At 73.1% G+C, this 26982-nt stretch carries 28 protein-coding genes and 1 tRNA gene; 10 read left to right on the top strand and 19 right to left on the bottom strand.

What is annotated here, in order from left to right:
- Positions 1–69 precede the first annotated feature (69 nt).
- Positions 70–2808 carry a transglycosylase domain-containing protein gene (locus VM636_RS19365; RefSeq protein WP_338486408.1) on the top strand — a complete coding sequence of 913 codons (2739 nt, stop codon included), beginning with the start codon at positions 70–72 and terminating at the stop codon, positions 2806–2808.
- A gap of 92 nt (positions 2809–2900) precedes the next feature.
- Here the strand turns inward: VM636_RS19365 and VM636_RS19360 are convergent, their stop codons facing one another.
- Together VM636_RS19360 and VM636_RS19355 are read right to left on the bottom strand one after the other, a co-directional pair.
- Entirely contained in the window at positions 2901–3257 is a 357-nt protein-coding gene (locus tag VM636_RS19360; protein WP_030418414.1) for a co-chaperone GroES, read from the bottom strand.
- 65 nt (positions 3258–3322) lie between these two features.
- Positions 3323–3655: a DUF3618 domain-containing protein gene (locus VM636_RS19355; protein WP_030418415.1), complete on the bottom strand. Its 333-nt coding sequence runs from the start codon at positions 3653–3655 to the stop codon at positions 3323–3325.
- A gap of 138 nt (positions 3656–3793) precedes the next feature.
- Here VM636_RS19355 and bcp point away from each other — a divergent pair, with 138 nt between their 5' ends.
- Together bcp and VM636_RS19345 are read left to right on the top strand one after the other, a co-directional pair.
- Positions 3794–4261 carry a thioredoxin-dependent thiol peroxidase gene (gene bcp / locus VM636_RS19350; protein ID WP_338485222.1) on the top strand — a complete coding sequence of 156 codons (468 nt, stop codon included), beginning with the start codon at positions 3794–3796 and terminating at the stop codon, positions 4259–4261.
- Positions 4262–4303: 42 nt separating this feature from the next.
- Positions 4304–4390 (top strand) — tRNA-Leu (locus tag VM636_RS19345).
- 7 nt (positions 4391–4397) lie between these two features.
- On the opposite strand, the gene rdgB is transcribed toward VM636_RS19345, so the two are convergent.
- The 4 genes from rdgB to VM636_RS19325 all read right to left on the bottom strand — a co-directional run bounded on the left by rdgB (position 4398) and on the right by VM636_RS19325 (position 6764).
- A complete protein-coding gene (gene rdgB, locus VM636_RS19340; RefSeq protein ID WP_338485221.1) occupies positions 4398–5000 on the bottom strand; it encodes an RdgB/HAM1 family non-canonical purine NTP pyrophosphatase in 603 nt (200 codons plus the stop codon).
- Between the two features lie 138 nt (positions 5001–5138).
- Positions 5139–5543 carry a hypothetical protein gene (locus tag VM636_RS19335; RefSeq protein ID WP_030418418.1) on the bottom strand — a complete coding sequence of 135 codons (405 nt, stop codon included), beginning with the start codon at positions 5541–5543 and terminating at the stop codon, positions 5139–5141.
- Between the two features lie 174 nt (positions 5544–5717).
- Complete coding sequence (gene rph / locus VM636_RS19330) at positions 5718–6455, bottom strand: ribonuclease PH (protein ID WP_030418419.1); 738 nt, start codon at positions 6453–6455, stop codon at positions 5718–5720.
- 75 nt (positions 6456–6530) lie between these two features.
- Entirely contained in the window at positions 6531–6764 is a 234-nt protein-coding gene (locus VM636_RS19325) for a PTS glucose/sucrose transporter subunit IIB (protein ID WP_030418420.1), read from the bottom strand.
- Between the two features lie 562 nt (positions 6765–7326).
- Between VM636_RS19325 and VM636_RS19320 the strand changes: the two genes are divergently transcribed.
- Entirely contained in the window at positions 7327–8592 is a 1266-nt protein-coding gene (locus VM636_RS19320) for a PTS transporter subunit EIIC (protein WP_030418421.1), read from the top strand.
- A gap of 104 nt (positions 8593–8696) precedes the next feature.
- On the opposite strand, the gene VM636_RS19315 is transcribed toward VM636_RS19320, so the two are convergent.
- A complete protein-coding gene (locus VM636_RS19315) occupies positions 8697–9449 on the bottom strand; it encodes an MBL fold metallo-hydrolase (protein WP_030418422.1) in 753 nt (250 codons plus the stop codon).
- A 206-nt stretch (positions 9450–9655) separates the two neighbouring features.
- Between VM636_RS19315 and VM636_RS19310 the strand changes: the two genes are divergently transcribed.
- Entirely contained in the window at positions 9656–10120 is a 465-nt protein-coding gene (locus VM636_RS19310; protein WP_053913944.1) for a type II toxin-antitoxin system PemK/MazF family toxin, read from the top strand.
- A 63-nt stretch (positions 10121–10183) separates the two neighbouring features.
- Here VM636_RS19310 and VM636_RS19305 read toward each other — a convergent pair whose 3' ends face one another.
- The 7 genes from VM636_RS19305 to clpS all read right to left on the bottom strand — a co-directional run bounded on the left by VM636_RS19305 (position 10184) and on the right by clpS (position 15065).
- Complete coding sequence (locus VM636_RS19305) at positions 10184–11134, bottom strand: cysteine synthase (RefSeq protein ID WP_030418424.1); 951 nt, start codon at positions 11132–11134, stop codon at positions 10184–10186.
- Between the two features lie 5 nt (positions 11135–11139).
- Positions 11140–11418, bottom strand: coding sequence for a MoaD/ThiS family protein (locus VM636_RS19300; protein WP_030418425.1), 279 nt, complete (start codon positions 11416–11418; stop codon positions 11140–11142).
- A gap of 125 nt (positions 11419–11543) precedes the next feature.
- On the bottom strand, positions 11544–11639 hold the full coding sequence (locus VM636_RS19295) for a putative leader peptide (RefSeq protein ID WP_324616640.1): 96 nt from the start codon (positions 11637–11639) through the stop codon (positions 11544–11546).
- 125 nt (positions 11640–11764) lie between these two features.
- On the bottom strand, positions 11765–12187 hold the full coding sequence (locus VM636_RS19290; protein ID WP_030418426.1) for a M67 family metallopeptidase: 423 nt from the start codon (positions 12185–12187) through the stop codon (positions 11765–11767).
- Positions 12188–12331: 144 nt separating this feature from the next.
- A complete protein-coding gene (locus VM636_RS19285) occupies positions 12332–13759 on the bottom strand; it encodes an amino acid permease (protein WP_030418427.1) in 1428 nt (475 codons plus the stop codon).
- A 338-nt stretch (positions 13760–14097) separates the two neighbouring features.
- Positions 14098–14706: a DUF2017 domain-containing protein gene (locus VM636_RS19280; RefSeq protein ID WP_338485218.1), complete on the bottom strand. Its 609-nt coding sequence runs from the start codon at positions 14704–14706 to the stop codon at positions 14098–14100.
- Between the two features lie 41 nt (positions 14707–14747).
- A complete protein-coding gene (clpS, locus tag VM636_RS19275; RefSeq protein ID WP_030418429.1) occupies positions 14748–15065 on the bottom strand; it encodes an ATP-dependent Clp protease adapter ClpS in 318 nt (105 codons plus the stop codon).
- 175 nt (positions 15066–15240) lie between these two features.
- Between clpS and VM636_RS19270 the strand changes: the two genes are divergently transcribed.
- Both VM636_RS19270 and VM636_RS19265 read left to right on the top strand, forming a co-directional pair.
- Complete coding sequence (locus VM636_RS19270) at positions 15241–16587, top strand: nicotinate phosphoribosyltransferase (RefSeq protein ID WP_030418430.1); 1347 nt, start codon at positions 15241–15243, stop codon at positions 16585–16587.
- A gap of 79 nt (positions 16588–16666) precedes the next feature.
- Positions 16667–17254 (top strand): nicotinamidase, encoded by a 588-nt coding sequence (locus VM636_RS19265; protein WP_030418431.1) that lies wholly within the window; start codon positions 16667–16669, stop codon positions 17252–17254.
- Positions 17255–17441: 187 nt separating this feature from the next.
- Here the strand turns inward: VM636_RS19265 and VM636_RS19260 are convergent, their stop codons facing one another.
- Together VM636_RS19260 and VM636_RS19255 are read right to left on the bottom strand one after the other, a co-directional pair.
- Positions 17442–17783 carry a hypothetical protein gene (locus tag VM636_RS19260; protein WP_030418432.1) on the bottom strand — a complete coding sequence of 114 codons (342 nt, stop codon included), beginning with the start codon at positions 17781–17783 and terminating at the stop codon, positions 17442–17444.
- 133 nt (positions 17784–17916) lie between these two features.
- A complete protein-coding gene (locus VM636_RS19255) occupies positions 17917–20286 on the bottom strand; it encodes an immune inhibitor A domain-containing protein (protein ID WP_338485217.1) in 2370 nt (789 codons plus the stop codon).
- A 404-nt stretch (positions 20287–20690) separates the two neighbouring features.
- Between VM636_RS19255 and VM636_RS19250 the strand changes: the two genes are divergently transcribed.
- On the top strand, positions 20691–20969 hold the full coding sequence (locus VM636_RS19250) for a hypothetical protein (RefSeq protein ID WP_199809330.1): 279 nt from the start codon (positions 20691–20693) through the stop codon (positions 20967–20969).
- 60 nt (positions 20970–21029) lie between these two features.
- Here the strand turns inward: VM636_RS19250 and VM636_RS19245 are convergent, their stop codons facing one another.
- Entirely contained in the window at positions 21030–21779 is a 750-nt protein-coding gene (locus tag VM636_RS19245) for an RDD family protein (RefSeq protein WP_053913941.1), read from the bottom strand.
- Positions 21780–22081: 302 nt separating this feature from the next.
- On the opposite strand from VM636_RS19245, the gene VM636_RS19240 reads away from it, so the two are divergent.
- Positions 22082–23089 carry a hypothetical protein gene (locus tag VM636_RS19240; protein ID WP_338485215.1) on the top strand — a complete coding sequence of 336 codons (1008 nt, stop codon included), beginning with the start codon at positions 22082–22084 and terminating at the stop codon, positions 23087–23089.
- A 118-nt stretch (positions 23090–23207) separates the two neighbouring features.
- Here VM636_RS19240 and VM636_RS19235 read toward each other — a convergent pair whose 3' ends face one another.
- A complete protein-coding gene (locus VM636_RS19235; RefSeq protein WP_338485213.1) occupies positions 23208–24800 on the bottom strand; it encodes an RDD family protein in 1593 nt (530 codons plus the stop codon).
- Positions 24801–25084: 284 nt separating this feature from the next.
- Here VM636_RS19235 and VM636_RS19230 point away from each other — a divergent pair, with 284 nt between their 5' ends.
- On the top strand, positions 25085–25498 hold the full coding sequence (locus VM636_RS19230; RefSeq protein ID WP_030418438.1) for an SsgA family sporulation/cell division regulator: 414 nt from the start codon (positions 25085–25087) through the stop codon (positions 25496–25498).
- A gap of 28 nt (positions 25499–25526) precedes the next feature.
- Here VM636_RS19230 and VM636_RS19225 read toward each other — a convergent pair whose 3' ends face one another.
- Positions 25527–26939: an FAD-linked oxidase C-terminal domain-containing protein gene (locus tag VM636_RS19225; RefSeq protein ID WP_030418439.1), complete on the bottom strand. Its 1413-nt coding sequence runs from the start codon at positions 26937–26939 to the stop codon at positions 25527–25529.
- Positions 26940–26982: the final 43 nt, after the last annotated feature.

Raw genomic sequence — 26982 nt, 5'->3', positions numbered from 1 at the left:
CCCCGGGGCGAGACCCCGAAGAGCGAGACACCCCGGAGTCAGGCGCCGAAGGGCGGGACCACCCGGGGCATGGGCACCCGGGGCGAGCACCCCGAGGGCGGCGGTCCCCGGGGCGACGGCGCCCCGGGCGAGGCATCCCGGTCCACGACGCGCGACGCCGCGCCGGGCCGGACCCCGGACGCCCCCGGCACCGGCCCCGGCCGGCCGGAGAGCCGGCGGCCCTCCGGCCCCCGGGCCCCGGAGAACCGGCCCCCCTCGGCCCCCGGCCGCCCGGACGCCCGGGACCACGCCGCCCCCGCACCGCCGCCCCCGGGCCCCGGCCCCCGGCGTCCGGAGGGCGAGACCCCCCGCCCCGAGCAGCCCCGCGCCCCCCACGGCCAGGGCCCGCAGGGCCAGGCCCCCCACGGCCGGCCCCCGCACGAGCAGACCGCCGCGGCGTCCGCGCAGGCCGCCGCGCGGACGGACGGCGGCCCCGAGGGCCCGGACGGCGGGCCGAAGGGGAAGAAGGGCAAGAAGGCGAAGCGGCCCAAGCGCACCGGCTGGCGCCGGCTGATCCCGACCTGGCGCATGGTGCTCGGCACGGCCGTTCTCGTCGTCCTGCTGATGGTCGGCGGCTTCTTCGTCGGCTACTCGATGGTCCACATCCCGTCCGCCAACGCGCTCGCCACCGCGCAGAGCAACGTCTACCTGTACTCCGACGGCAGTGTCCTGGCCCGCGACGGCGAGATCAACCGCGAGAGCGTCTCCCTCGCCCAGATCTCCAAGGAGGCGCAGCACGCCGTCCTCGCCGCCGAGGACCGCGACTTCTACACCGAGTCCGCGGTCGACCCCCAGGCGATGATCCGCGCCGGCTGGAAGACGGCCACCGGCAAGGGCAAGCAGTCCGGCTCCACCATCACCCAGCAGTACGTCAAGAACTACTACCTGGCCCAGGAACAGACCGTCACCCGCAAGGTGAAGGAGTTCTTCATCGCGATCAAGCTGGACCGCGAGAAGAGCAAGGACGAGATCCTGGAGGGCTACCTCAACACCAGCTTCTTCGGCCGGGGCGCCTACGGCATCCAGTCCGCCGCCCAGGCGTACTACGGCGTCGACGCCAAGGACCTCACCGCCCCCCAGGGCGCCTACCTCGCCTCGCTGCTCAACGCGCCCAGCGCGTACGACGTCGTCGCCCACCCGGAGAACAAGCCCGCCGCCGAGGCCCGCTGGAACTACGTCCTGGACGGCATGGTCAAGATGGGCTGGCTCGACCGGGCCGAGCGGGACGCCAGCGCCTTCCCCGTGCCGAAGGAGACCACCGTCTCCACCGGCATGTCCGGGCAGCGCGGTTACGTGGTGCGCATCGTCCGCGACTACCTGATCTCCCACAAGATCGTCACCGAGGAGGAGCTGGACCGCGGCGGCTACCGCATCACCACCACGCTCCACAAGAAGAAGCAGGACGCCTTCGTCAAGGCCGTCGACGACCGGCTGATGTCCAAACTGGACGAGAACCGCAAGGTCGACGGATACGTGCGCGCCGGCGGCGCCGCCATCGACCCGAAGACCGGCAAGGTCGTCGCCATGTACAACGGCATCGACTACGTGAAGCAGTACACGCCGAACGCCACCCGCCGCGACTTCCAGGTCGGTTCCACCTTCAAGCCCTTCGTGTTCACCTCGGCCGTGGAGAACCGCTCCGAGACCCAGGACGGCCGCGCGATCGGCCCGAACACCAAGTACGACGGCACCAGCGAACGCCCCGTCCAGGGCTGGCCGAGCGCGTACGCCCCGGAGAACGAGGACCACCGCGACTACGGCGACATCACCGTCACCGAGGCCACCGACAAGTCCGTGAACGCGGTCTACGCGCAGATGGCCGTCGACGTCGGGCCGAAGAAGGTCCGCGACACCGCCGTCGACCTCGGCCTGGCCGCCGACACCCCGGAGATGCCGGAGGGCCCGGCCCTCGCGCTCGGCACCGCCACCGCCAGCCCGCTGGACATGGCGCAGGCTTACGCCACGCTCGCCAACCACGGCCGGCACGGCACGTACGTGCTGGTCGAGAAGGTCGTCAAGGACGGCAAGCACGAGCTGACGCTGCCGGAGCGCGGCGAGCGCCAGGCCGTCAGCCGCGAGGCCGCCGACACCACCACGTCCATCCTGCGCAGCGTCGTCCAGAACGGCACCGCCACCGCCGCCCAGGCCGCCGGCCGGCCCGCGGCCGGCAAGACCGGCACCGCGGAGGAGGACAAGGCCGCCTGGTTCGCGGGCTACACCCCCGACCTGGCCACCGTCGTCGCCGTCATGGGCCAGGACCCCGAGACCGCGCAGCACAAGCCGCTGTACGGCGTCATGGGCCTGAGCCGCGTCAACGGCGGCGGGCCGCCCGCCGAGATCTGGGCCCAGTTCACCCGCGAGGCGCTGAAGGGCACCCCGGTCAGCGACTTCGACCTGCGGGTCCGCGAGGGCAGCGGTCCCACCGAACTGCCCTCCTCCGAGGCGTCCGGCGACGAGGACGGCGGCACCGACAGCAGCGCCACGCCCGGGGACGACCCCACCGGCGGCACGGACCCCGGCACCGAGACCCCGGGCGCCGACGGCGGCACCAGCACCGAACCGGGCGACGGCACCACGGACGGCGCCGGGCCCGGCGGACCCGGCGGCGCCACCACCGAGCCCGGTCCCACCGGCGGGGCCGAGACCGGCGGCGAGACCGGCGGCGAGGGCGCCACGGACGGGGCCGGCAGCGGCGGGGCCGACGGGGGCGGCGGCACCGACCCGGGCACCGGGCCCGGCGGGGTCGTCTTCCCGCCCCGGCGCCAGTGACGGCGCGGGCCCGGCGGCAGGACAGGTGAAAGGGCCGGTGACCTCGGGTCACCGGCCCTTTCACGTCGCCCGGCCCGCGCGGGGGCCGGGGCTCACAGGTACAGCCCGGTCGAGTCCTCCGAGCCCTCGAAGCGGTCCGCGGCCACGGCGTGCAGATCGCGTTCGCGCATGAGCACGTACGCCGTGCCCCGCACCTCGACCTCCGCACGGTCCTCGGGGTCGTACAGGACCCGGTCGCCCGGCTCGACGGTCCGGACGTTCTGTCCCACCGCGACGACCTCGGCCCAGGCCAGTCGCCGGCCCACCGCCGCCGTGGCGGGAATCAGGATGCCGCCCCCCGAACGCCGCTCGCCCTCACCGGTGTCCTGCCGCACGAGTACGCGGTCGTGCAGCATCCGGATGGGCAGCTTGTCGTCGTGGGGGCTGTGCTCGTTTCTGTTGGCGCTCACGCCTCGAACCTACCTGCCCCGGGCCGGTCCGCGAGCGGCCGGGTGGGCCGTCGCGGAACGCCCGCTCACCGCCCGCGCCGCCGCGAGCCGCCGAGGGCCAGCAGCCCGACCACGCCGACGACCACGAGGGCGACCGGGACGACGCGCTCCAGCCGGGGGGCGCCCTCCTCGTCGACGAACCGCGCCTTCACGCCGCTCACCGCGCGATTGACCCCGACGTAGGCCCGGCCGAGCGTGTGGTCGACGCTGGAGGCCACCCGGGCCTTGGCATCCCCGACGATCGTCTTCGGGTGCACCCGCATCCCGAGCTCGTCGAGCGTCTCGGCCAGCACCTCGCGGCGGCGCTTGATGTCCGCCTCGATCTGCGCCGGGGTTCTGATGTCCGACGTGTCCGCCACCGTACGGCCTCCGAAGTCGCTTGACGCTGTTCCGCACAGTTTGTCAGCTCCGGGCCGCCGCGCACGGTCAGGACCCCCGGTTACGCTCGATCCCGGTACCCGATCCACGCATGGACTACGCACGAGGAGCCCGAACCGATGACCGAACGCCTCACCCCCGGAGACGTGGCCCCCGCCTTCACCCTGCCGGACGCCGACGGCAACGAGGTCTCGCTCGCCGACCACAAGGGCCGCAAGGTCATCGTCTACTTCTACCCGGCGGCCCTCACCCCGGGCTGCACCAAGCAGGCCTGCGACTTCACCGACAACCTGGAGCTGCTCGCCGGCGCCGGGTACGACGTGATCGGCATCTCCCCGGACAAGCCGGAGAAGCTGGCCAGGTTCCGCGACACCGAGTCGCTCGAGGTCACCCTGCTCGCCGACCCCGAGAAGAAGGTCCTGGAGGCCTACGCGGCCTTCGGCGAGAAGAAGAACTACGGCCGCACCTACCAGGGCGTCATCCGCTCCACGATCGTCGTCGACGAGGACGGCAAGGTCGAGCGCGCCCTCTACAACGTCCGCGCCACCGGCCACGTGGCCAAGATCATCAAGGACTTGGGGATCTGACGGCGCTGCCCGACCAGTACCATGGCCGGGCAGCAGCGCCGGGCGGCCGTGGTGGAATGGGCAGTCACGCTGGGTTTAGGTCCCAGTGGGAGAAATCCCGTGAGGGTTCGAGTCCCTCCGGCCGCACCAGGGCGGGTCAGCCGAGCAGGTCCCGCAGTGCGGGGACCAGCGCACGGAAGGCCCTGCCGCGGTGGCTGATCGCGTTCTTCTCGGCGGCGGTCAGTTCCGCGCAGGTACGCGTCTCGCCGTCGGGCTGGAGCACCGGGTCGTAGCCGAAGCCGCCGGTGCCCGCGGGGGCGTGGCGCAGGGTGCCGGTGAGCCGGCCCTCGACGACGCGTTCGGTGCCGTCGGGCAGGGCGAGGGCCGCGGCGCAGGCGAAGTGGGCCGCGCGGTGTTCGTCGGCGATGTCGCGGAGCTGGGCGAGGAGCAGGTCGAGGTTGGCCCGGTCGTCGCCGTGGCGGCCGGCCCAGCGGGCGGAGAAGATGCCGGGGGCGCCGCCGAGGACGTCGACGCAGAGGCCGGAGTCGTCGGCGACGGCGGGCAGCCCGGTGGCGCGGGCGAGGGCGTGGGCCTTCAGCAGGGCGTTCTCCGCGAAGGTGACGCCGGTCTCCTTGACGTCGGGGACGTCGGGGTAGGCGTCCGAGCCGACGAGCTCGTGGGGCAGTCCGGCGTCGGCGAGGATGGCCTTCAGCTCGGTGAGCTTTCCGGCGTTGCGGGTGGCGAGGATCAAGCGGGTCATGGGGTTCAGTATCGCGGGTGCGCGGCGGCCTCCCGCGCCGCCCCGGCGTCCGCCCACGCTCCCCGCATCCGGCGCCGGGCCCGTGCCCGCGGCGGCTCCGCCGTACCCTCGCCGGGACCCGGGCCCGTTCCGCCGGCGCTACGGCGTGCAGACCTTGGTGAGTTCGCCGGCCGCGGCGGTGACCGGGGTGAGGTCGGGCGCGGTGTCGCCCTTCTCCACGGCGGCGCGGACGGTGCCGACCGCCGCCTCCAGGTCGCCGACGGCCCGGCCGACGTCGGTGTTCCCGGCGTGCTCGGTGTCGTCGCCGATCTCGCCGAGGTCGCGCTCGATGGCGCCGAGGGCGGTGTCGAGCCGGTCCGGGTCCTCGGAGGCGGTCTCGACGGCCTGCTGGAGTTCGGTGACGCCGTCGGCGAGGGCGTCGGCGGTCTGGACGCAGTCGACGGCCCGGCCGACGGCGTCGCAGCCGGCCGTCAGGCCGGCCGTGAGCAGGGCCGCCACGGCGGCGAGGGTCGTACGGCGCGGGCGGCGGCGGATCGCGGCCATGGGTCTCGGTCCTCCCCTGGGGACGGGCCGGGCGGCCCGGGTGCGGCGCCGGGCGCGCGGAGCCGGCCGTGCGCCCGTACCGGCCAAGACGCGGCGGGGGGCGGGGCAGTTGCCTGCCCGCGGTCCTTCCTCCCGGCGCGTCCCCCGCCTCCTCGTCAGGGACCGCTCAGACGCTCACCGTTCGAGGGTGGTGGCGAGCGCGGCCCGCTGCAGCTCGGTGAGTTCGGCGCAGCCGGCGGTGGCGAGGCCGAGCAGGGCGTCGAGTTCGTCGCGGGCGAAGGGCTCGGCCTCGGCGGTGCCCTGGACCTCGACGAAGCGTCCGTCGCCGGTGCAGACGACGTTCATGTCGGTGTCGGCGCGCACGTCCTCCTCGTAGCAGAGGTCGAGGAGGGGGACGCCGGCCACGATGCCGACGGAGACGGCGGAGACGGTGCCGGTGAGCGGCTTACGGGCAGGCTTGATCAGCTTGCGGTCCTGGGCCCAGGCGACGGCGTCGGCGAGGGCGACGTAGGCGCCCGTGATGGCCGCGGTGCGGGTGCCGCCGTCGGCCTGGAGGACGTCGCAGTCGAGGACGACCGTGTTCTCGCCGAGGGCCTTGTAGTCGATGACGGCGCGCAGGGAGCGGCCGACGAGGCGGCTGATCTCGTGGGTGCGTCCGCCGATGCGGCCCTTGACGGACTCGCGGTCGCCGCGGGTGTTGGTGGCGCGGGGCAGCATGGCGTACTCGGCGGTGACCCAGCCTTCACCGCTGCCCTTGCGCCAGCGCGGGACGCCTTCGGTGACGGAGGCGTTGCAGAGGACCTTGGTGTCGCCGAAGGAGACGAGGACGGAGCCTTCGGCGTGCTTGCTCCAGCCGCGTTCGATGGTGACGGGGCGGAGCTGCTGGGGGGTGCGGCCGTCGATGCGTGACATGCGGTGAGCCTAGCGTCCGCCTGCGGGGGGCCTTCCCGTGGCCGGGCGGACCCCCGCGGGCGGTGCGCCGAAACGTCACATCATGTCTTCGATCTCCGCGGCGATGGGGTCCGCGTCGGTGCCGATGACGACCTGGACGGCGGTGCCCATGCGGACCACGCCGTGGGCGCCGGCGGCCTTGAGGGCGGTCTCGTCGACGAGGTCGGGGTCGTTGACCTCGGTGCGGAGTCGGGTGATGCAGCCTTCGATCTCGTCGATGTTGTCGATGCCGCCGAGCCCGGCGACGATCTTCTCAGCCTTGCTGGCCATGTTCCTTCTCCCTGATCCGAAACCGCTTTGTCGCAGTAACCCACAGTCGGCCCCTCCGCGCGAACGGTCATGCGGCGGGGTACCGGATGACGACGTCACGACGGCGGACCGTCCCTCGCCTGGTCTACACCACCCTGTGGACGGTCGCCAAACGCCCGGTCCGCCGGGGGCGTCGCGGCGACCGGGCGCGCGGGCGCGGGAGTCGGCGCCGTCGCGCGGGAGTCGGCGCCGTCGCGCGGGGGCGGGGCTTTCGGCCCGGCGCGGGGGGCTTTCGGCAGGGGCCCGAAAGGGGGAAAGGCGCGTAACCTGTGTACGGGCCTTACGGACAGCGTTGTCCGGGGGCCTTCGACGCGCCCCGCACCCAGCCCGCCGCGCGGTGCCGCACCCGCGTGTGCGCAGGCCAGGGCGGATACGGCGCGTAGCCCCGCGGTCGCTCGATCGTGGGTTCCTCATGCGGCCCCCATCGTGCTACAACAGGTCTACACCACTTAGTGGTGTAGACCAGAGACGCCGCCGTCCCCCTGCGTTGCCGTGCGGCGCCCTGCCCCACCTGGAGGTTGTAGTGACCACGGCCAGCGCCGCATCCGCGGCCGACAAGAAGAAGGGCGCCGGCGTGATGTCGGTGTTGCAGCGCATCGGCCGCAGCCTCATGCTGCCGGTGGCCGTGCTGCCCGCCGCGGCCCTGCTGGTGCGCCTCGGCAACGACGACATGCTCGGCCGCCCCGAGTTCCCCGGCTTCCTGACGAAGATCGCCGGGTTCATGGCGGCCGGCGGCAACGCCATCCTCGACAACATGCCGCTGCTGTTCGCGGTGGGCATCGCCATCGGCTTCGCCAAGAAGGCGGACGGCTCGACGGCGCTCGCGGCGGTCGTGGGCTACCTGGTCTTCAAGAACGTCCTCGGCACCTTCACCGACAAGAACCTGCCGCAGGTGGCGGAGGTCGTCGACGGCAAGGTCGTCATGACCGACGCGCCGGTCGACGCCAAGGTGCTCGGCGGTGTCGTCATGGGCATCGTGGTCGCCCTGCTCTACCAGCGCTTCTACCGGACCAAGCTGCCGGACTGGGCGGGCTTCTTCGGCGGGCGCCGGCTGGTGCCGATCCTGTCGGCCTTCGCGGGCCTGCTCCTCGGCATCGTCTTCGGTTACATCTGGCCGGTCCTCGGCACGGGCCTGCACAACTTCGGCGAGTGGCTGGTCGGCTCGGGCGCGGTGGGCGCCGGCATCTTCGGTGTCGCCAACCGCGCGCTGATCCCGATCGGCATGCACCACCTGCTGAACTCCTTCCCCTGGTTCCAGGCGGGCGACTACGAGGGCAAGAGCGGCGACATCGCCCGCTTCCTGGCCGGCGACCCGACCGCGGGCCAGTTCATGACCGGCTTCTTCCCGATCATGATGTTCGCGCTGCCGGCCGCGTGCCTGGCGATCGTGCACTGCGCGCGGCCCGAGCGCCGCAAGGTCGTCGGCGGCATGATGTTCTCGCTGGCGCTGACGTCCTTCGTCACCGGTGTCACCGAGCCGATCGAGTTCACGTTCATGTTCATCGCCCCGGTGCTGTACGCGATCCACGCGGTGCTCACCGGTGTCTCGATGGCACTGACCTGGGCGTTCGGCATGAAGGACGGCTTCGGCTTCTCGGCCGGCGCGGTCGACTACTTCCTGAACCTGGGCATCGCGACCAACCCGTGGGGGCTGGCGCTGGTGGGCCTGTGCTTCGCGGGCGTCTACTACGTGGTCTTCCGGTTCGCCATCACCAAGTTCAACCTGCCGACCCCCGGCCGTGAGACGGACGAGGAGCTGGCCGAGCTGCAGAAGGCCGAGGCCAAGTAGCGCGTACGCCGACGAGGAGGGGCCCGGCCGGGTGACGGCCGGGCCCCTCCTCTCGTGTGCGGTGCGGGTGCGGGCGCGGTGCGCGGGGCGGCGCTGCGCAGGGGTCAGACCCGGTAGACGGCGCCGGGGGCCGCGAGTTCCACCGGGCCGTCGAAGACCGCCCGCGCGTCCTCCAGGTTGATCCGGGGGTCGGTCCACGGGGGGATGTGGGTGAGGATCAGCCGCCGGGCGCCGGCCCTGGCGGCGGTCTCACCCGCCTCGCGGCCGTTGAGGTGGAGGTCGGGGATGTCTTCCTTGCCGTGCGTGAAGGCGGCCTCGCACAGGAAGAGGTCGCTGTCGCGGGCGAGTTCGTCCAGCGCGGCGCTGACCCCCGTGTCACCGGAGTACGTCAGCGACCGGCCGCCGTGCTCCAGGCGGATGCCGTACGCCTCCACCGGGTGGGCGACGCGCTCGGTGTGCACGGTGAACGGGCCGATCTCGAAGGTGCCCGGCTTGACCGTGTGGAAGTCGAAGACCTCGCTCATCGACGAGGCCGAGGGCGTGTCCGCGTACGCGGTGGTGAGCCGGTGCTCGGTGCCTTCGGGTCCGTGGACGGGGAGGGGGTCGCAGGGCCCTCCGTCGAACCGGTAGTAGCGCGCCACGAAGTAGGCGCACATGTCGATGCAGTGGTCGGCGTGCAGATGGCTCAGGAAGATCGCGTCGAGGTCGTAGAGACCGCAGTGGCGCTGGAGCTCGCCCAGGGCGCCGTTGCCCATGTCGAGCAGCAGCCGGAAGCCGTCGGCCTCGACGAGGTAGCTCGAACAGGCCGATTCCGCGGACGGGAACGACCCCGAGCAGCCGACGACGGTGAGCTTCATGAAGCAGAAACCTCCGCTGGCGGATGTGGAGAGACGGGGGGTCGTGCGGTGCGTCGAGCGTAAGGCGCAAAACGTCCGGTCGCTCCTCCGCCCGGGTGGGTTGTGGGCGAACTCACCTGGGGTGTCACCGGTTCGGCTGGAACCAGGGCGCCCGGGACCCGTGAGGGGGCGCGCGGGTGCCGCGGGCGCCGGTAACGTCGCGGGGTATGGACAGGTCCTGGTGGCTCGCGGTGGTCGCGGTGGTCCTGCTCGCCTTCGTCGCCACGCTGGTCGACGGCTGGGGCCGGGGCGGGCGGCCCGGCGGGACGCGGCGCCCTCCGCGGCGCCCGCGGGGTCCGCGGCGGGCGGCGCGGCGGGAGGCCCGGCCGCGGCCGGCGGAGATCTGGTGGGCGCGGGTGCCCTTCGAGGACACCCGGGCGGCGAAGGACCGGCCGTGCCTGGTGATCGCGGTGCGCGGACGGCGGGTGCTGGTCGCCAAGATCACCAGTCGGGACCGGTCGGGCCGGGCCGGGGTGATCGCGCTGCCGCCGGGCTCGGTCGGGGACGCGCGGGGGCGGGCGAGCTTCCTGGAGACGGACGAGCTGCGGGAGGTGGGGCTGGGCGGCTTCCGGCGGCGGGTGGGTGTGCTGGACCCGGCCCTGTGGGACCGGGTCCGTCACCTCGCGCGCTGAGCCGCCCCGGCGGGCGCGCGGGCCGGGGCCGCCGGACGCGCGCCCGGGGGCCGGGCCGGTGGCTCAGGCCCAGAGCTGGCCCTGGAGCGCCTCGATGGCCTCCTCGGTGGTGGCCGCGGTGTAGACGCCGGTGGAGAGGTACTTCCAGCCGCCGTCGGCGACGACGAAGACGATGTCGGCGCGCTCGCCCGCCTTGACCGCCTTCTTCCCCACGCCGATCGCGGCGTGCAGGGCGGCGCCGGTGGAGACGCCCGCGAAGATGCCCTCCTGCTGGAGGAGTTCGCGGGTGCGGGTGACCGCGTCGGCCGAGCCCACCGAGAAGCGGGTGGTGAGCACGGAGGCGTCGTACAGCTCGGGGACGAAGCCCTCGTCGAGGTTGCGCAGCCCGTAGACGAGGTCGTCGTAGCGCGGCTCGGCGGCGACGATCCGCACGTCCGGCCGGTGTTCGCGCAGGTAGCGGCCGACGCCCATGAGGGTGCCCGTGGTGCCGAGCCCGGCCACGAAGTGGGTGACGGAGGGCAGGTCGGCGAGGATCTCCGGGCCGGTGGTGGCGTAGTGGGCGCCCGCGTTGCCGGGGTTGCCGTACTGGTAGAGCATCACCCAGTCCGGGTGCTCGGCGGCGAGTTCCTTGGCGACCCGCACCGCGGTGTTGGAGCCGCCCGCGGCCGGCGAGGAGATGATCTCCGCGCCCCACATGCCGAGCAGGTCACGGCGTTCCTGCGAGGTGTTCTCGGGCATCACGCACACGATGCGGTAGCCCTTGAGCTTCGCGGCCATGGCGAGCGAGATGCCGGTGTTGCCGCTGGTCGGTTCGAGGATGGTGCAGCCGGGGGTGAGCCGGCCCTCCTTCTCCGCCTGCTCGATCATGTACAGGGCCGGGCGGTCCTTGATCGAGCCGGTCGGGTTGCGGTCCTCCAGCTTGGCCCAGATGCGGACGTCGTCCGACGGCGACAGCCGCGGCAGGCGCACCAGAGGGGTGTTGCCCACCGCGGCCAGCGGGGAGTCGTACCGCATCCCGATCAGGCCATGCCGCCGGCGACCGCCGGCAGGATCGTGAGGGAGTCGCCGTCGGCGAGCTTGGTCTCGATGCCGTCGAGGAAGCGGACGTCCTCGTCGTTGAGGTAGACGTTGACGAAACGGCGGAGCTGCCCGTCGTCCACGATGCGGGCCTGGATGCCGGCGTGGCGGGTCTCCAGGTCGGCGAGGAGTTCGGCGAGGGTGTTCCCGGTGCCCTCCACCGCCTTCTGACCGTCGGTGTACTGGCGGAGGATGGTGGGGATGCGGACCTCGATGGCCATGGCTGAGGGCTCCTGTCGGAAGGTGTCGTAGGTGCGGTGGGTGCGCGCGGCGGCGGTCCCCGGGGGCTGTTTCGGCCGCGCCGGCGGGCCGCCTCGGCACCGGGCCGTACGGCGGCGGCGGAAGATCAACAGATGGCGCTGTTCAGCCTGCACAGATCGACGTGCAGCCGCGCCACGAGCAGGGTGCTCGTCGCCGTTTCGCTCACGTCGGGAAGAACCATGGGTTCATCGTATCGATTCCCGGTCCGGATCCCGGAATGTGATCTCATGCCTCGGACGCCGCTCATCCGGACTGCGAGACGGTGTCCGGGGCGGCGCTGCCGGGCGCGGCGGCGTACGGCGCGGGTCAGTACGCCTCCACCACCTGGACCTCCTCCTCGGTGATCTCGCCGTCGAGGATGCGGAAGGAGCGGAACTGGAAGTCGCCGGCGCCGTCGGCGTCCGCGGTGGAGACCAGGACGTAGTGGGCACCGGGCTCGTTGGCGTAGGTGACGTCGGTGCGGGAGGGGTACGCCTCGGTCGCGGTGTGGGAGTGGTAGATGATCACCGGCTCCTCGTCGCGGTCGTCCATCTCGCGGTAGAGCTTGAGCAGGTCCTGCGAGTCGAACTCGTAGAACGTGGGCGAGCGGGCCGCGTTGAGCATCGGGACGAAGCGCTCGGGGCGGCCCTCGCCCACCGGACCGGCCACCACGCCGCACGCCTCGTCCGGGTGGTCCCGGCGGGCGTGGGCGACGATCTGGTCGTACAGGGCCTGGGTGAGGGTCAGCATGCGGCCAGCATAAGCAGAGGGCCGCCGCGTACCGAGGGGTGGTACGCGACGGCCCACATGCCGGACGCCGTGAGCGGCGACCGCGCTGGAGCGCCACGAGCGCTCCGTGCGGCCCGGTGTCCGGGGCGCGCGGGTGCGCGCCGGTCAGCCGACCTTCTCCAGCTCCGGCTCGCCGTACCGCTCGGTGATCCGCGGGTTGCGGCCCTTGAGTACGACCCAGCCGATCCAGAGGGCGGCGGCCCAGACGGCCATCACGTAGAGACAGACGCGGGCGTCGGCGTCGTACGCGATCAGGCCGGTGACGAAGAGGAGGAAGAAGATGGCGATGTACGAGCAGACCGAGCCGCCGGGCGCCGGGAAGGACGAGGCGGGCAGCCGGCCCGCGACGACCCCGCGGCGGTAGCGCACGTGACTGATGAGGATCATCAGCCAGGTCCAGATGCCGGCCGCGGTGGCGATGGAGGTGACGTAGCCGAACGCCTTCTCCGGGACGACGTAGTTGAGGACCACGCCGACGCCCATGAAGAGGACGGAGACCGTGATGCCGAACGCCGGTGTCTTGGAGGAGGACAGCCGGCGGAAGACGCCGGGGGCCTCGCCGTTGTCCGCGAGGGTGCGCAGCATCCGGCCGGTGGAGTACATGCCGGAGTTGCAGGAGGAGAGCGCGGCGGTCAGCACGACGAAGTTGACGATGCCGGCGCCGGCCGGGATGCCGATCTTGGCGAAGGCGGCGACGAAGGGGCTCACCCCGGGCGCGAACTCGGTCCACTTGACCACGCACAGGATGACCGTGAGGGCGCCGACGTAGAAGAGGGCGATGCGCCAGGGCAGGGTGTTGATGGCCTTGGGGAGGGTCTTCTCCGGGTCGGCCGACTCGCCGGCCGTGACGCCGACCAGCTCGACGGCGAGGTAGGCGAACATGACGCCCTGGAGGGTCATCAGCGAGGAGCCGACGCCCTTGGGGAAGAAGCCGTCGAAGGCCCAGAGGTTGGAGACCGCGGCGGTGTCGCCGGCCTGGCTGAAGCCGAAGGTGAGCACGCCGAGACCGATGACGATCATGCCGATGATCGCGGTGACCTTGACCATCGAGAACCAGAACTCGATCTCGCCGAAGAGCTTGACCGAGATCAGGTTGGCCCCGAAGAGCACGACGAGGAAGACCAGCGCCGAGACCCACTGCGGGATGCTCGGGAACCAGTAGTGGATGTAGATGGCGGCGGCGGTCAGCTCCGCCATGCCGGTGACCACCCACATCAGCCAGTAGGTCCAGCCGGTGAAGTAGCCGAAGAACGGGCCGAGGAACTCGCGTGAGTACTCGGCGAAGGAGCCCGAGACGGGACGGTAGAGCAGGAGCTCGCCGAGCGCCCGCATGATGAAGAAGATGATCACGCCCGCGAGGGCGTACATGACGATGAGGCTGGGGCCGGCCTTGGCGATGTTGGCCCCGGCTCCCAGGAAGAGGCCGACGCCGATGGCGCCGCCGATGGCGATCATCTGGACCTGGCGGCTGCCGAGCCCTCGCTCGTACCCCTCTTCGGGGGCCTGCTCCCTGTCGACCTGCGCTGAGGTCATGTGTGGTGCGCCTTTCTCCATGCCGACCCGGGCCCTGTCGGCCGCGGATCGGGTCTCGATCCCCCCGGATGATGGAGCGGAGCGGGCCTCACTTCCCGCTCGTGCCTGGCCGGCGGTCGCCGGCTCGGTGGCGCACCCGGCCGAACATTCGGGTGGTGTTCGCCGGGCGGTCGTGAAGATGTACCACGCTGACAGCGCTGATCACAGGGCTTACGTGGGGCAGGTCACACCAACAGAGCGGACAAAGGAGACGCGGGCGCCCCGAAAAGGGCGGCCCATTGACGCGATCGTTATCCGGATTTGAGGCTCGCCTGAGCGGACGGCCAAAGGGGGCCGAATCAGGGCATAAGAGTGGAGACGAGGGTCTCCTGGAGCCCTCCGAGCCAGAGGTAGGCCATCACCATCGGCTTGCGCGGGTCCTCGTCGGGGAGCCGGAAGAGGAGTTCGCTGTCGTCCTCGTCGGTGATCTCCAGCCGGGAGCCGATCGCCAGGCGCAGGTCGTTGAGCGCGCTCAGCCACTGCCGGGACTCCTCCGGCGACAGCTTCAGCACCGCCCCGCCCTCCCCCGCCGACGCCGAGGAGAGGGCGTCCAGGGTGCGGATCACGGCGAGGGCGTTCTCGCGCTTGCCGGCCCGCAGGTCGTTCTCGGTGTACCGGCGGAACTCGGCGGAGTGAGCCCGCTGCTCCTCGGCCTCCGCGGCCCGCGGGGTACCCCCGGGGTCGCCGTAGGCGTCCGGGAACAGGCGCCGCAGGACCGGGTCGGTGGGCGGTTCGCTCGGGCCCTCGGCGAACAGTTCCGCGAGCGGGTCGCCGGAGACGTGCTCGGCGGGACCGGGCCCGATCAGCTCCAGGAGCTGGACGGCCAGCGACCGGATGATGGAGATCTCGACGTCGTCGAGGGCGACGGCGGCACCGCCGCCGGGGAGCGGTTCGAATTGTCCGGGCATGGAGACGATTCAGCTACTTCCGTCCTGCGGGCGGGCGTGGGTCATTTCCGGTCCTGCTGGAGGGTGGCCCACAGACCGTAGCCGTGCATGGCCTGGACATCCCGTTCCATCTCCTCGCGCGTACCACTGGACACGACCGCCCGGCCCTTGTGGTGCACGTCGAGCATGAGCTTGGTGGCCTTGTCCTTGGGATAGCCGAAGTACGACTGGAAGACGTACGTCACGTAGCTCATGAGGTTGACGGGGTCGTTGTGGACGATCGTCACCCACGGCACGTCGGGCTCGGGTACGGCGGACACCTCTTCCGCCGGCTCGGTCTTCTCGATCTCGATGGGTGCGGCTGCCGTCACAAGGCCCATGCTGCCACCACAGGGGGGTACTCGCACAAACGCGCCGCGGGGGCGGACCCGGAACCCAAAATCGTCAGATTGACGAGATGGGGGTAGCATCCAACGTCATGCTGTACGTGCCGGGGCGGAACCCGGCTCCCCGGCCGCTGCCGGGGCACCCGCGAGTCATGGCGAGGAGAGCTTTGTGGACGTAGCGGACCTGGGGCTGCCGGTGGACGTCCCCTCGACGGCGCTCTTCACGGACCAGTACGAGCTGACCATGCTCCAGGCGGCGCTGCGGGCGGGCACCGCCGGGCGCCGGAGCGTGTTCGAGGTGTTCACCCGCCGCCTGCCCGACGGGCGCCGCTACGGCGTCGTCGCGGGTACCGGGCGGATGCTCGACGCCGTGGAGAACTTCCGTTTCGACGCGGACGTCCTGCGCTTCCTGCGGGAGAGGGACATCGTTGACGAAACGACTCTGCAGTGGCTGGCCGGCTACCGCTTCACCGGCGACATCTGGGGCTACCCCGAGGGCGAGGTCTACTTCCCCGGCTCCCCGCTGCTGCGGGTGGAGGGCACCTTCGCGGAGTGCGTGCTGCTGGAGACGGTGATCCTGTCGATCCTCAACCACGACTCGGCGATCGCCGCCGCGGCCTCCCGCATGTCCGCCGCCGCCGGGGACCGCCCGCTGATCGAGATGGGCGCCCGCCGCACCCACGAGCTGGCCGCCGTGGCCGCCGCCCGCGCCGCCTACGTCGGCGGTTTCGCCACCACCTCCGACCTGGCCGCCGGCTTCCGCTACAACATCCCCACCGTCGGCACCTCCGCCCACGCCTTCACCCTGCTCCACGACAGCGAGCGCGACGCGTTCCGCGCCCAGGTGGACTCGCTGGGCCGGGGCACCACCCTGCTCGTGGACACCTACGACGTCGCCGAGGCGGTCCGCGCGGCCGTGGAGATCGCCGGGCCCGAGCTGGGCGCCGTGCGCATCGACTCCGGCGACCTGCTGCTGGTCGCCCACCGGGTCCGCCGGCAACTGGACGAGCTGGGCGCCACCGGCACGCGGATCGTCGTCACCTCGGACCTGGACGAGTACGCCATCGCCTCGCTCGCCGCGGCGCCCGTGGACGCCTACGGTGTCGGCACCCAGCTCGTGACCGGCTCCGGGCACCCGACCGCCTCCATGGTCTACAAGCTGGTCGCCCGCGCCGAGTCCGACGACGAGGCCGCGCCGCTGGTGCCGGTGGCCAAGAGGTCGACCGGCGGCAAGACCTCCATCGGCGGCCGCAAGTGGGCCGCGCGCCGGCTGGACGCCTCCGGGACCGCCGAGGCCGAGGTGATCGGCACCGGGCCGGTCCCCGCCGACCTGGCCGGCCGGCAGCTCCTGGTCCAGCTCGTCAAGGGCGGCGAGACCGTCGCCCGCGAACCGCTCGACGCCGCCCGGGACCGGCACACCGCCGCCCGGGCCGGCCTGCCGCTCTCCGCCGTCCAGCTCTCCCGGGGAGAGCCCGTCATCCCCACCGAATACGTCCACACGGCCTCGGTCGGCTGACCCGGCGCGGCGGGAGACCGCCCACCGCGAACGCCGTCCGGCCCCGTCCCCTTTCCGACCCACACGAAGGACACCGAGCATGCGCCGCGCCCTGATCGTCGTAGACGTACAGAACGACTTCTGCGAGGGAGGAAGCCTCGCCGTGACCGGCGGCGGTGACGTGGCCGCCGCCATCACCGAACTGATCGGGCAGGCCCCGGCCGGATACCGGCACGTCGTCGCCACCCGTGACCACCACATAGCCCCCGGCGACCACTTCGCCGACCGGCCCGACTACGTCCGCACCTGGCCGCCGCACTGCGTCGCCGGCACCGAGGGCGCCGGGTTCCACCCGAACTTCGCGCCCGCCCTCGCCTCCGGCGCCGTCGACGCCGTCTTCGACAAGGGCGCCTTCTCCGCCGCCTACAGCGGCTTCGAGGGCACCGACGAGAACGGCACCCCGCTCGCCGACTGGCTGCGGGAGCGGGAGATAGACGAGGTCGACGTGGTGGGCATAGCGACCGACCACTGCGTCCGCGCCACCGCCCTGGACGCCGCCCGCGAGGGCTTCCGCACGCACGTGCTGCTCGACCTGACCGCGGGGGTGGCGCCGGCCACCACCGAGCGGGCCCTCGCGGAGCTGCGGGAGGCCGGCGTCGAACTGACCGGGAGGCCGGTCGTGGCGTAGGCGGTCCCCGCCGGGGGCGACGGCCGCGCGGGGGCGCGTGCCGGTGACCGGGGCCCGCGCGGGGCGCCGGGGCCGCCGGGCGGGTCCGACGTCACCGCGGGCCCGCCGGCGGGCCGCCGGGGGACCGGGCGGGTGTGGCCGCCGGGGGCTCAGGAGCGGGTGGGCCCGGGGTGCGGGCCGCCGGGGCTCAGGTGCGGGCCACCGGGCGGCCGAGGAGGGCGCGGATCGGGCGCCACAGCTCCTGGGCCAGGTCCGGGCCGCCGGTGCCGCCCGTCGGGGCCGTGCGCCATATCAGGCCGTCCGGATGGTGGAGGACGGCGGTGATCTCGTCGAGGGTGGGCGGGGCCGCGTTGCCCCGCAGGTAGACCGCGCGCAGCCCCAGGTTGCGCAGCCTGGTCAGGGCGCGCGGCCGGTTCTGGGCGTGGACCAGTACGCGGACGCTGCCCGGCGTCCCGGCGGCGGGGCTGGGCAGGTTCAGCGCCACCACCACGGTGCCGTTCGGCAGCTTGCAGAAGCCTCCTGCGGACATGCGCTCATCCCCCCGCGTCGGCCGGTGCCGGGACCGGTGTCAATAAGAGAACCACACAGGCACCTAAACACGGATCGGCGGCGGCCCGCCAGGGGACCGCCGCCGATCATGCTCTGACCTGGGAGGACGTGAGCTACTTCACCGCCGGACCGACTTCCAGCTCGATCGTGGAGCCGTTGCCGGCCTCCTTGGTGATCTTGATCTTGGTGTTGGTGTCAGTGATCTTGACACCGCCGGTCGGGTTGGCCGGGTCGTAGTAGTCGTTCGTGTGGTCGTTGAAGACCGGCACGCCCGGCTTGCCCGGCACGCGGGTCTTGACGTCCGCCTTGTGCAGCGTGATCGCGTCCGTCCGGAAGGTGCTGAACGGCGAGTCGTAGGACTGCATGCGGTTGCGCATCAGCGTGCCGTCGGACCAGCGCAGGGCCTGCGGGTGCGAGTCGACCGGCAGGATCAGGCCGGTGCCCGGGTGGACGCTGGTGTTGTTGTCCTTCTGGGAGGTGTCCCACTTCCAGATCAACAGGCCGTTCTGGTACGGGTAGTGCTCCACCCAGTCCGGCCGCGAGGCGAAGCCGAAGTTGTACGGGCCGACCTTCAGGGTCTTGTCGTACGACACGTACTGCCGGTTCTCGGCGACGTAGTACTGCGCGTAGTCCTTGGTGAAGGAGGCGCCGACTCGGGTGAAGCCGTTGGCGGTCCAGGCGGCGTCCGCGGTCTCGGCGTCGTCGGAGAAGAGGACGGCCCCGTCGGCGGTGACGGTGATCCGGTCGGCGGTGAAGCCCTTCTGGGCCACGCCGCCGTCGGTCTGGTAGCGGAAGCGCAGGTCGACGGTGCGGCCGGCGTAGGCGTCCAGCGGGTAGACCAGGGTGCCGTAGGCGTCGGCGGTGCCGGTCAGGCCGGGCTTGTCACTGCCGTCACGCGGCAGCGGGCTGCCGTCGAAGGTGCCGTCCAGGGCGGTCCAGTTGGCGCCGCCGTCGGTCGAGACCTCGGTGTAGAGGAAGTCGTACTCGGCCTCGATGTCGTACCAGGCGTCCAGGGTGAGCGAGGCACTCCGCTTCCCGGTGAGGTCGACCGTGCGGGTCAGGGTGTTCTTGAGGTTGTCGGCGCTGCCGCTCCACCACTGCGTCTCGCCCTGCGCGGGCGGCACGATCTCGGTGGTGACGGCCTTCTTCGGGAGCTGGACCACCAGGCCCTGCTTGTGCTTGGTGTTGTACTCCGCCAGGCCCAGCTTGTGCCAGGAGTTGATCCCGGCCTTGGCCGTGTCGTAGTTCAGCCAGCCGAGCTGGAGCTTGTCCCAGGCGGTCATGTCGCCGGGCAGGTCGCCGATCTCCTTGCGGCCGGTGCCGAGCCAGGAGCCGGAGGACATCAGGGTCCAGAAGCCGGTGGAGTTGTCGCCGCCGGCGGTGTCGTAGAGGTCGGGCAGACCGAGGTCGTGGCCGTACTCGTGGGCGAAGACGCCCAGTCCGCCGTTCTCCGGCTGGATGGTGTAGTCGCCGACCCAGATGCCGGTGGAGCCGATCTGCGCGCCGCCGAGCTTGTTGCCCTCGGGGCCGGTGGCGCCGGCGTCGGTGCCGAAGGCGTACCAGCGGTGGGCCCAGATCGCGTCGGTGCCCTGGGCGCCGCCGCCGGCGGACTCGTCCTCGCCCGCGTGCACGATCTGGAAGTGGTCGATGTAGCCGTCGGGCTCGTTGAAGTCGCCGTCGCCGTCGTGGTCGTAGCGGTCCCACTGGTCGTACTGGGCGACGTCGGCCTTGATCTGGGCGTCGGTGCGGCCCTTGGCCTTCTGGTCGGCGACCCAGGCGTCGAGGCCGTCGCTGACGATGTTCCACACGCTGGAGCAGGTGGAGGCGCCGCAGGCGTTGTTGCCGTACCGGGCCTCGTTGTAGGGCACCTTGACCCAGTCGGAGACCACGCCGTCGACGGAGTAGCGGCCGGAGGACTGCTTCTCGTAGTACTTCTTGACCGACTCGGTGTTCTTGCCGGTGCCGAAGTACAGGTCCTCGAAGTGCTCGCGGTTGTAGTCCGCCTGCCAGGCCGTGGAGTTGTCCTTGCGGCGGTCGGGCTCGGCGATCTCGTTGTGCAGCGGGCCGGGCGTGCCGCCGTAGCGGCTGTCCACCTGGTCGCCGAACTCGACCAGGATGGTGAAGATCTTGTCGGTCTTCTCCCGGCCCAGCTCGACGTACTTGGTGTCGCCCTTCTTGCCCTTGCCCTTGCCGTTGCCCTTGAGCTGGACGACCTTCGAGCCGTCGCGGTCCTTGACCGAGGCGCGGCCGGACAGGACCTGGTCCAGGGCCTCCTGGCGCTGGGCCTCCTGGGTGCGGCTGAGCGGGCCGTCGAGGTTGTGCTCGTCCATGCCCTCGGCCGGGTGCGGGTCGTTGCCCTCCGAGGCCGCCGGGCGGACCGGTGCGTCCGCCTGGGCCGCGGTCGCCGCGGACATGGTGGCCGCGGCGGCGGCCAGTGCGACGACGGTGGCCGCCGTCCTGAACGTCCAGGGTCTACTGGTCACTTGATTTCCTCCCCCGCGTCCACGCGCGCGGAAGAAAAAGGACAAGGACATGGCAGGTCCGCGCACCCGTGATCAACGCGTGTAGTCAAGTGCCGTTATTTGACTAGAGGTTCGGAGGAAAAGACAGATCTTGACTTGGGCATATCAACTGCATTATGTGAGCGGGTGTTCGCTCAGCGGACACCTGGTCACCCCTGGCGGGCGCGCGATACCGTCCGGTTGCCGAACGCCATGACTCCGTGCGCCCCCCGTGCATCTGCCCCGCCCCGCGGGCCGCGCTTACTGTGAGAGGCACTCGGGCACACAGCCCGTGAGAGTCGCCCGGCACGGCGCCCCGAACCGGCGCGGCGCCGGGCCGACAGCCGGTCCCGACCCCCAGATCGCCTTCCGAGGACACGATGGCCATGCCCCGTCCGACTCCCGCACAGTTCGTCTACGGTTCGTGCACGGTGGTCTTCTCGACCTTCGCCATGCTGCTGCTGTCGCAGACGCGTTCGGGCCCCGGCGTCGCGGTCGTCGCCGTCGCGGCGCTCGCGCTCGGCGTGCTGGTCGCCGTGACGGCCCCGTCGCCCCGCAGGCGTCCGGCCGCCGCGCCGTCCGCGACGGCCGGACGTCCGCTCCCGGTGCCGCCGCCGCGGCTCTCCGCGCCGGCCGCCGAGCCGGTGCGCGGACGCGCCGCCTGACCCGCCGCCGCGGGTCCGCGGCACGCCCTCCCGGCGCACCGCGGACCCGCGCCCGGCACGTCAACGGGCGCTGACCACCACCGTCTTGGCCGCCTTGTCGTGCAGGCCCTGCTTGTAGGGCTTGTCGAAGAAGCTCCAGCCGCCCGCGATGATCGTCCACACGCAGGCGCAGCAGAAGGCGAACGGGAGCCAGAGCACCGCGGCCCGGATCAGCGAGGTCTGCACGGAGGGCGTGGCGCCGTCGTCCAGGTTGGCCACCCGCAGGCCGAACCACTTCTTTCCGAGCGTCTGGCCCCGGGTCGCGGTCATGTAGGTGTCGTAGCCGATGTAGAGCACGGCGGCGATCACGGACTGCCCGAAGGACCTGCCCGCGTCGAGCTGGTCGCCGTTGACGCGGAACTCGGCGACGTTGAACGCCCAGCTCAGCAGCCAGACCACGAGGCCCACCAGGATCATGTCGATGATCCGGGCGAGCGTGCGGCGCCCGCTGTCGGCCAGCGGGGGCATGCCGGCGAGCGGGCCGCCGGGCCCGCCCCCGCCCCCGTACGGATCACCGCCGTAGGGGCCGCCGGGGTACTGCCCGCCCCCGCCGTAGGGGCCGCCCGTGGGCGGGGGCTGTCCGCCGCCGTAGGGACTCCCGCCCCAGGGCGGCGGCTCTCCGCCGCCCGACGACGGCGGCGTGTCGTACGGCGAGCCCGCGCCGCCCGCGCCCTGGCCCGGTTCCGGGCCGGGTCCGGACGGGGGGCGCTTGCGGAACGGGTCGTCCTCCGGCGGCTGCCCGCCGGAGCCGTAGGGCGGTTCGCTGCTCATGGCCCGAGTCGACCCCGAAACCCCCCACCCCCGCATCCGGCGAGCGGCCGTCCGGATGACTCCGGCCCGCCCCCGGCGGACGCCCGGCCCCACGCTCCCCCGCCGGCCGCGCACCGCGCGGCCGAGGGCGACGCCGCCGGGCACGCCGGCCGGACCGGGCCCGCCGACGGGGCCAACGCGCCCGGCACCGGCCTCTGTTCGGGGCGGGTACCGGCCAGGGAAGGGCCGGAAACCGCCGCGTCACGCGCGGTCTTCCTGGGGAGGTACGAGCAGCCGAACACACAGAGCGACGAGGGGGTCACGTGCGGTGGAGACATGCTTTCGATGACGCGAGGAGATATCTGGAGGCGACGAGGGAGCAACTCGACTCTCCTGCCGTCGGGCTCACCAGGCTGGACGAGAACGTCACACGGAGCCGCCTGGAGGTGCTGGAACGCATCGACCAGGGCATCGCCGGCTCACGCGAGGAGTACCGGACGGCGGGCCGGCGTCAGGACCGGGTGATCGGCGGCCTCGACGAGATGCGAAACGAGCTTCTCCGGCTGCGCGAAGCCGTCGAGGCCCTCGGCACCGGCGCGGCGGCCGAACAGGGGGACGCTCCCGTGCGCGGCAGCACACCGGAGGAGCCCGCGCCGGGGGCCGGGTCCGGCGAGGAACCGGGACACGTACCCGCCGGACCCACCGAGGCGCCTCCGCCCGCCCCGTCCGACACCGACTCCCAGGGGGGAACCATGCAGAACGGCGACCAGCGGCCCGGGAACGGGGACCGCGACCACGGCCGGGACCGGGACCGGTACGGGGACCACGGCCAGGGCCGGGACGGGGACCACGACCAGGGCCAGGACCACGGCCTCAGGGAGGCCATCGAGGCCGCCTACCGGGGCGTGGACGGTCCCGCCGCGCCGGACGCCCGCCGCGGATCGGCCGGTCGGGACGACGACCCGCGGATCGCCCACGGTGTCCTGCTGCTCAAGGCCGCCGGCGTGGCCGCCGCCGAACTGGTCGTCCACCGCGACACCTGGGAATGGCTCGTCGGCCGGGCCGTCGGGCACGCCCACTTCCGCATCCCGCCCTCGGTCGAGGACATCGGGGGAGGCCGCGTCCACACCGTCCTGTCCGGACGCACCCTCATCGCCCTGCTGATCGAACTGTGGGACACCCGGGGCGCCACCACGCCCCTGGACGGCGACTGGGCGATGGCCACGACCGCCTACTGCCGCATCGCGGCCCAGCTCGCCGAGGTGGCGTGCCACGGCGCGACCGTCCGCATCGTCCTGGACGACGGTCTTCCCGGGGAGACCGACGACTGACCGGCCCCCGGGCCGCCCGCGCCGGTGCCGGCCCCGAGGGGGTGGGGCGTCCTCGCGCCACCCCCCGGGGCCGGACCGGCCGCCCGGACATCAGGCCCCGGGCGGCGGCGCCGCGGGGTCAGCCGGCGACGAAGGTGTGGGCCGCCTTGTCGTGCCAGCACTGGTGCCAGGGGCGGTCGAAGAGGCACCAGGCCACACCGACGACGCCGATCACCAGGAGGCCGGGGACGCTGTAGACGAGCCAGCGGCGCAGGGCGGCGCCGAAGGACGGGGGCTCGTGCGCCTCGATGTCCCGCACCTCCACGCCGAGCAGCCGTTTGCCCAGGGTGCGGCCCCACTTGGCGGTGGGCAGGACCTCGTAGGCGACGCCGAAGAGCAGCAGGACGGCCAGGACGATGCCGAGGTAGGGGCCGGTGGTGCCGTCGATCAGCCAGACGGTGACCGTCTCCCCGGAGAGCCGGGCCTCCTCGATCTTGGCCTGGAGGTGGTCGGCCGCCCGGGTGCCGAGGGGGACGGCGGCCGCGGCGGTGACGCCCGCGAGGACCACGGTGTCGACCAGCCGGGCGGCGAGCCGCTTGCCGAGGGGCGCGGGGCGGGCCGCCGCCTGCCGCCGGGCGGCGGCCTGGAACACGTCGTCGACCGGGGGCTTCCAGGGCGCGACCGGCGGCTGTTCGTCGCCGCCGGTCGCGGCGAGCCGGTGCACCTGCTGGGCCCAGGACGGCTGGCCGCCGCCGGGTCCGGCCGCCAGCGGCGCCGCCGGGGCGACCGGCGGGAAGGGGACGGCGGGCTGCTGCGGGGCCTCGGCGGGCCCGGGGCTCGCCGGCTGCCGGGGAAGAGCCGGTCCCGCCCCCTGCGGGCCGGACGGCCCGGACGCCGGCGACGGGGCGGGCGACGGGGCCGCGGGGGCGGCCGGGGCCGGCGCTCCGGCCCGTGCCGCGCCCGCGCGGGCGGCGGCGGCCTTCCCGGCGCCGGGACCGGGGCCCGGCCGGGGCCCCGGCTCCCCCGCCGTGCGCGGCGGTACGGGACGGAAGGTCATGGTGCCCTCGTCGGCGGGCCCTTCGGCGGCCGTCGGCGCCGGCCGTGCCGCGGTCCCGGGCCCCGCGCCCGGACGGCGGAAGACGAAGGTGTCGCCGGGCGCGGAGGCGGCGGGCGCCTCGGCGGGCGCGGGAGCGCCGGCCGTGCCCGTGCCGCCGCCCCGCGCGCCGTCCGTGCCGTCCGTGCCGACGGCGGACGAGGCGGACGAGGCGGGCGAGGCGGGCGAGGCGGCCGCGGGCGACGGCGCGGCCGGGTGCGGGACCGGGGCCGGGGAGTGCGGCACCCTCGGGTCCACCCGCGGGTCGGCGTCCTGCACGGCGCCCTGGTCCGGGCCCGGCGGGCTGGGCCAGGCGACCTCGGGGGCTCCGGTGCCGGCCGGCTGCGCGTCGGCGCCCCACGCGGCGGCCGGTTCCGGGCGGCTGCCGTGCTGGGACGCGGCGGCCGGGGGCGGCTCCTGGAGCGGGTCCTCGTCGAAGAAGTGCGGGCCGGTCTCCTCCACGGAGGGCAGCGCGCCGGGCGGCGGGGCGAGCGACTCGCCGTCCCGGGGAGCCGGCCGGCTGGTGCCCGCCACCCAGGAGGCGCCGTTCCAGTACCGGACGTATCCGGGGATGGAGGGGTCCGGGTAATACCCCTCGCGGGGCCTGTCGTCGCCGGGTGCCGGGGTTGGGGCGCTCATGTCCGTCGTCCCGTATCTGCTCGGGGATGGTTGGGGGGAGTGTCCACATCTACCAGACGGGAACACGCCATACCGCCCGTCCGGCCGGACGGGCCCCTTTCGGGCAACGCCTGTGCCCGGACCTTCACATGGCGGGCGTGCCCCTCGGGGGCCCACCGGACGGAGGTCCGGAAAAAACTTTCGCGAACTCGCGTAATGCTCACGCCCCCGCCTCCTCTCCCTCGTACGGGGACGCTCACCGCGGCCCCCGCGAAACCGTACGAGAACCGAGGAAGGACACCGCCATGCACCCCATCGTGGTCGAACGCGAACTGGAGATGCGGCTCATCCTGTCGCCCGAGCGGGGACTCGCGGTCCCCGCCCTGCTCGCCTACCACTCCGACGACCCCTACGCGGTCCACGTCACCTTCCACATCGACTCGGGCCACCCCGTGCACTGGACGTTCGCCCGCGATCTGCTGGTCGAGGGCGTCTTCCGGCCGGGCGGGCAGGGGGACGTGCGGGTGTGGCCGTCGAAGGCCGAGGGCCGCAGCGTCGTGCTGATCGCGCTGAGCAGCCCCGACGGCGACGCCCTGCTGGAGGCGCCCGCCGCACAGGTGTCGGCGTGGCTGGAGCGGACGCTGCGGGCGGTGCCGCCGGGGTCGGAGGGCGAACAGCTCGGCATCGACGACGGAATCGCCGAGCTGCTCGCCCGGTGACGGTGCGAGGGGCGCGCGGGACGGCCGGTCAGAACACCTTGCCCGGGTTGAGGATGCCGAGCGGGTCGAAGGTCTTCTTCACGGCCCGCTGCATCTCCAGCCCGACGGGGCCGATCTCGCGCGCCAGCCACTCCTTCTTCAGTACCCCCACGCCGTGCTCGCCGGTGATCGTGCCGCCGAGCTCCAGCCCGAGGGCCATGATCTCGTCGAAGGACTCCCGGGCCCGCCGGGACTCGTCGGGGTCCCGGGCGTCGAAGCAGACCGTGGGGTGGGTGTTGCCGTCACCGGCGTGGGCGCAGACGCCGATGGTCAGGCGGTACTTCGCGGCGATCCGCTCGATGCCCTCCAGCATCGCGCCGAGCCGGGAGCGGGGCACGCACACGTCGTCGATCATCGTGGTGCCCTTGACGGCCTCCAGGGCGGTGAGGGACAGGCGCCGCGCCTGGAGCAGCAGGTCGGACTCGGCGGCGTCCTCGGCGGGGACCACCTGCGTGGCGCCGGCCGCCTCGCACAGCGCGCCGACCGCGGCGAGGTCGGCGGCCGGGTCGGCGGTGTCGAAGGCGGCGAGCAGCAGGGCCTCGGTGGTCTCCGGGAGCCCCATGCGGGCCAGGTCGTTGACGGCCTCGACGGTCGTACGGTCCATCAGCTCCAGGAGGGACGGCACGTGCCCGCCCTCCATGATCCGGCACACCGCGTCGCAGGCGTCGGCGGCGGAGGCGAACTCGGCGGCCAGCACGAGGGGTGCGGGCGGCTTCGGCCGCAGCGCCAGGACGGCGCGGACGACGACGCCGAGGGAGCCCTCGGAGCCGACGAACAGGCGCGTGAGGTCGTATCCGGCGACGCCCTTGGCGGTGCGGCGGCCGGTGGACATCAGACGGCCGTCGGCGAGCACCACGTCGAGGCCGAGGACGTACTCGGCGGTGACGCCGTACTTGACGCAGCACAGGCCGCCGGAGGCGGTGCCGATGTTCCCGCCGATGGTGCAGGTCTCCCAACTGGAGGGGTCCGGCGGGTAGAAAAGGCCGTGTTCCTCCACCGCGCGGGAGAGGACGGCGTTGACGACGCCCGGTTCGACGACGGCGATCCGGTCGACGGGGTCGATCTCCAGGATGCGGTCCATCCTGGTCAGGGAGAGCACGACGCAGCCGTCGGTGGCGTTGGCGGCGCCGGACAGTCCGGTGCGGGCGCCCTGCGGGACGACCGGGACGCGCAGGTCGGTGGCGGTGCGCAGGACGTGCTGGACTTCCTCCACGGTGCGCGGCAGGACGACGGCGGCCGGGGTGCCGGCCGGGCAGAAGCTCGCCATGTCGTGGGCGTAGGAGGCGGTGACGTCGGGGTCGGTGAGCACGGAGTCGGGGGGCAGGACGCCCAGCAGGCGGCCGACGAGGGTGCCGGCGGCGCCGTCTTCGTCGCGTGGCGCTTCGATGCGGCTCATGATCACAGCGTGGCAGCCGGGGCCATCGGTGTGAACCCCGTGGACGGCA

It is taken from the genome of Streptomyces sp. SCSIO 75703, from assembly GCF_036607905.1.
Classification (GTDB): domain Bacteria; phylum Actinomycetota; class Actinomycetes; order Streptomycetales; family Streptomycetaceae; genus Streptomyces.
Note: the sequence above shows the minus strand (reverse complement) of the source record. Positions and strands in the feature narration are given on the sequence as shown.